Below are 4,117 nucleotides of genomic sequence, written 5' to 3'. Positions count from 1 at the left end.
GGGTGCCCGTACCGGGTCGAACTGCGGGTCTTCACCTCGATGAAGACGAGCGCCTCACCGTCCATCGCGACGAGGTCGATCTCCCCGTCGGGGCAGCGCCAGTTGCGGTCGAGGATCTCGTAGCCGCGCGCCGTGAGCGCCCGCTCCGCGATGCGCTCCCCGCGTCTGCCCAGTTCGTCTTTCGCCGCCATTCCTCGAGGATTGCGATGTCCCTATCAGGCGCTCGACCTTCCGACGTCTGCCGGTGGAAACGTCGCCCGGCAATCTGGTTGGAAGGACTCGGCGAGGAATTGTTCGGGACACGGAGTCCTCGCCGCCGGAGGCGAGGCTAGTGTGTCGGCATGATCCGTCTCGGTGTGCCGCGGCGGCACGCCGCATGAGTCAGGCCGTGCAGTCCGCCGCCGTTGAGCTCTACACCTTCACAGAGAGTTGGTGGGGCAGCGACCTTGACGAGAGTCTCGTCGTCCGAATGGCGACGAGTTCGCGTACGACCTGGAATGCGTTCTTCGAGGCGTGGAGCGATCGTCTCCTTCGCCTCAACGAGGACCGACCCCAAATCGATGCCACCGGCATCCGTCCGATAATCGCGTCGCCCACCGGCCTCCTCTACCCAACCAGACGGGCGGTCGTCGAGTCGCTCCTCTACGCCGACTCCGCAGTCGTCGCACCGTTCCTTCTCGATTTGCACCCGTACCTCGACAACACAGCAGCTGGATACTCGTCCGCGCGGTTCCGTTACCTGTACGACTCGATGATGTGGGTCGTTGCGATCCGTCCACTCGTCGAAGACGGGTCGATCTCGTTCGAAGGCGGTGGTCCTACTCTCGACGATTACGACTCGCGTCTCGACCCGGAAATCGGCGAGTTCGCCGGGTGGCATTTGAGCCACGGCCACCTGGAGGACTACGAGCGCGCAGCAGAGATCGCGAAGGCTGGCCGAGGAACCCTCCTCGCCCTCTCGGAGGCGGACCGCGCGGTCTTCGAATGGATGCTATCGGGACGAAAGCTCACCATGCGGCGGACAAGCGCACTCGCCGAACTTGTGCGATTGGAATTGCCGTCGCTCGAGGTCAGCTTGCCAGAGCTGATCGCCGTCCGACGATCCTCGGAAGCCTGGAACACGTGGCGCGAGGTCCTGAGGGCGGCCCTGGGCGACGTGAGCCGTTCGTCGTTCGAGGAGTTCGAGGAACGCCGGGCCGAGTTTCGTGAAGCCCTTGTAGAGGCGCATGCGGTGATCGGTCGTGAGGTCGACAGGTCGAACACGCTGCGGAGCTTGGTCAGCGGTGTCACGTCTTTCGGTCTCGCCGGCGTTACCGCAGCCGTCGCGGACGTGGTGGTGAACGAGAGTATCGACCCATTGATCATCGGCGGAGCCGCTACGCTCGGCGCGATCGGTCAGAGCCTCCTTGAGGCCGCTGATCATCGACGACGAGACAAGGCGCTGCTCAGCCTCGTCATGAGCCTGACCTCCGAAGCGCGCGGGTGACGGCCCGCGGCCACCGCAACGAGACCGGATGCCGAGGCAGGATGGTGGGGTGACCCCGATCCTCGCCGCGCTGCTCCTCGCCGGAGCCGCGTTCAACATCCTCACCTGGCCGACGTTCCTGCGTCGAGTGGCGCGCGATCCGCGGGCCCGGGATGCGGATGGCAAGGCGACGCGGTTCCTCACCGTGCACGTCGTGCTGTTCGCGATCGCGATGGTGCTCGCCGTCGCGTTCGTGGTCGCGGCGGTGGTGGCACTAGTGGGGTAGGGGTTTCGATACACCGCGCTCCGCGCGGCACTCAACCCGCGGAGGGCGGGCTACTCGTCGAGGGCGAGTTCCTTGGGGAGCTCGAGATCCTTGTCGGCACGCTCCTCGACGTTGACGTCCTTGAAGGTGAGCACGCGCACGCTCTTCACGAAACGGTCGGAGCGGTAGACATCCCAGACCCAGACGTCGCTCATCGTGAGCTCGAAGTAGAAGTCGTGCTCGGTGTCGCGGCGCTCGAGGGTGACCTCGTTGGCGAGGTAGAAGCGCCGCTCGGTCTCCACGACGTAGCGGAACTGGCCGACGATGTCGCGGTACTCCTTGTAGAGCGCCAGCTCGACCTCGCGGTCGTAGTCCTCGAACTCGTCCTCGTCCATTCCGTCGAGTCTAGTTCGCGAGTCTGGAGTTGGACTGCCCTCAGTTGGCGATGTCCATCTCGAACAGGCCGGGCTGCTTCAGCCAGCTCCAGCGGTGCAGGGGGCTCGCGCCGACCCGGTCGATGCCGGCGTAGTGCTCCGCGCTCGCGTACCCCTTGTTGGACGTCCAGACGTAGCCGGGGTGCACGGCGTCGCTCGCGATCATCAGTCGGTCGCGGTGCACCTTCGCCAGCACGGATGCCGCCGCCACCGCCGCGCAGGTGCGGTCGGCTTTCACCTTCATCGTGACCGGCAGCGCGCCGCCGATCGCCGGGGACAGCCAGTCGTGCGAGCCGTCGAGCAGCACGACGGCGCCCGTGAGGTCGACCCCCTGCTCGCGGATCGCATCCAGAGCCCGCTTCGCCGCGAGCCCGAGGGCCGCGATGATCCCGATCTGCTCGATGCGCTCGTTCGACGCCATCCCGACGGCGCCGTGGCGCACCCAGCGGGCGACCTTCGGCTGCAGCTCCTCGCGCTTGGGCTCGTTGAGGAGCTTCGAATCCTTCAACCCGACCGGGGCGGTGCCGGTGGCGAGATCGACGATGCCCAGCCCCACGGCCACCGGGCCGGCGATCGCACCGCGACCCACCTCATCCATGCCGATCACCAGCCGCGCACCCTCGCGCAGCAGGGTGCGTTCGTGCCGGAGCGTGGGGACCGTCGAGACCATCGGGTCGACTCAGCCGGTCGGCGAGGAGGTCGGTTCGGGAGTCGGCTGGTTCTGCGGAGTCCCCGCACCCTCGTCGACGCCCGAGAACACGATCGGGTAGTTGTCGAGCCAGGTCCAGCGATCGATCGGCCAGGAGATCAGGATGGCGCGGCCGACGACGTGGTCGTAGGGCACGAAGCCGTTCGTCGGGCCGTCCTGGTTGTAGCGGGAGTCCGCGGAGTTGTAACGATTGTCGCCCATCACCCAGAGGGAGTTCTCGGGCACCGTGACCTCGAAGTCGTCGCGAGAGACCTTGGTGACGCCGTCGGGCAGGTACACGTAGAGGTCGACCTCGTCGAGCGGCACCCCGTTCACCGTCATCTGGCCGAACTCGTTGCAGCAGGCGACGACGTCGCCGGGCAGCCCGATGACGCGCTTGATCAGGTGGTCGTTCGAGTCGGGCGCGGTGAGACCGATGATCGAGAGGATCCAGTCGAAGAATTCAACGACCGGGTTCTGCTCCGGCTGAGGTTCCGGCAGCAACCAGCCGCCCGGATCTCGGAACACGACGATGTCGCCGCGCTCGATCGGGATGAGGTCGGGCACGAGCTCGTTGACGATGATCCGGTCGTTCTTGATGAGCGTCTGCTCCATCGACTCCGACGGGATGTAGAACGAGCGGATCAGGAACGTCTTGATCAGGAACGAGATGACGATCGCGGCGAGGATGATGAGCGCGACATCCCGCAGGAACGCCTTCCAGCCGCGCAGCTTCGCACGCTTCTTGCGGGTGGTCGCGACCTCGCCGGTCGCGGTGGTGCCAGCGGCCGATGCCGCATCGATCTCGGCGGGCGCGGTGCCCGTGCGCGCCGAGGGCGCATCCTGCTCTGTCATGTCACCCCTGGGTTCTGGGACAGCATATGCGGCGAACGCGGCCGGAAAGCACGACGCGCGCGGCTCCGTCAGACGAAGCCGCGCGCGGCGCGGGAAGTTGCGGGCAGACCCTTACGAGTCGCGCTTCTCCTTGATCTTCGCCTTCTTGCCGCGCAGGTTGCGCAGGTAGTAGAGCTTCGCGCGGCGGACGTCACCGCGGGTGACGATCTCGATGTGGTCGATGACCGGCGAGTGCACCGGGAAGGTGCGCTCCACGCCGACCTGGAAGGAGACCTTGCGCACCGTGAAGGACTCGCGGACGCCCTCGTTCTTGCGGGCGATCACGACGCCCTGGAACACCTGGATTCGCGAGCGCGAACCTTCGATGATGTTCACGTGCACCTTGACGGTGTCACCGGGGCGGAAGTCGG

7 protein-coding genes are annotated in these 4,117 nt (G+C 66.4%); 2 read left to right on the top strand and 5 right to left on the bottom strand.

All coding sequences use genetic code 11. The features are described from left to right. Nucleotides 1-191 (bottom strand): YraN family protein (locus ACILQS_RS15805; RefSeq protein ID WP_395641084.1); only part of this gene is annotated, 191 nt, incomplete at its 3' end. A 185-nt stretch (nt 192-376) separates the two neighbouring features. On the opposite strand from ACILQS_RS15805, the gene ACILQS_RS15800 reads away from it, so the two are divergent. Together ACILQS_RS15800 and ACILQS_RS15795 are read left to right on the top strand one after the other, a co-directional pair. Continuing rightward, the gene (locus tag ACILQS_RS15800; RefSeq protein ID WP_395641083.1) at nt 377-1,486 is read left to right on the top strand and encodes a hypothetical protein; all 1,110 of its coding nucleotides are present in this window, start codon (nt 377-379) and stop codon (nt 1,484-1,486) included. Nucleotides 1,487-1,535: 49 nt separating this feature from the next. Next, entirely contained in the window at nt 1,536-1,751 is a 216-nt protein-coding gene (locus tag ACILQS_RS15795; RefSeq protein WP_395641082.1) for an SCO4848 family membrane protein, read from the top strand. Between the two features lie 50 nt (nt 1,752-1,801). On the opposite strand, the gene ACILQS_RS15790 is transcribed toward ACILQS_RS15795, so the two are convergent. From ACILQS_RS15790 to rplS, 4 genes are all read right to left on the bottom strand, one after another. Then, the gene (locus tag ACILQS_RS15790; RefSeq protein ID WP_395641081.1) at nt 1,802-2,125 is read right to left on the bottom strand and encodes a DUF2469 family protein; all 324 of its coding nucleotides are present in this window, start codon (nt 2,123-2,125) and stop codon (nt 1,802-1,804) included. 40 nt (nt 2,126-2,165) lie between these two features. After that, on the bottom strand, nt 2,166-2,834 hold the full coding sequence (locus ACILQS_RS15785; protein ID WP_395641080.1) for a ribonuclease HII: 669 nt from the start codon (nt 2,832-2,834) through the stop codon (nt 2,166-2,168). Nucleotides 2,835-2,843: 9 nt separating this feature from the next. Continuing rightward, nucleotides 2,844-3,707 carry a signal peptidase I gene (lepB, locus tag ACILQS_RS15780; RefSeq protein WP_395641079.1) on the bottom strand — a complete coding sequence of 288 codons (864 nt, stop codon included), beginning with the start codon at nt 3,705-3,707 and terminating at the stop codon, nt 2,844-2,846. 111 nt (nt 3,708-3,818) lie between these two features. After that, nucleotides 3,819-4,117: 50S ribosomal protein L19 (gene rplS, locus ACILQS_RS15775; RefSeq protein ID WP_395641078.1), on the bottom strand; the 299-nt coding region annotated here is incomplete at its 5' end.

It is taken from the genome of Pseudolysinimonas sp. (genome assembly GCF_044239695.1).
Taxonomy (GTDB): Bacteria; Actinomycetota; Actinomycetes; order Actinomycetales; family Microbacteriaceae; genus Pseudolysinimonas_A.
The sequence above is the reverse complement of the archived record's forward strand: the minus strand, read 5'-3'. Positions and strand labels throughout refer to the sequence as shown.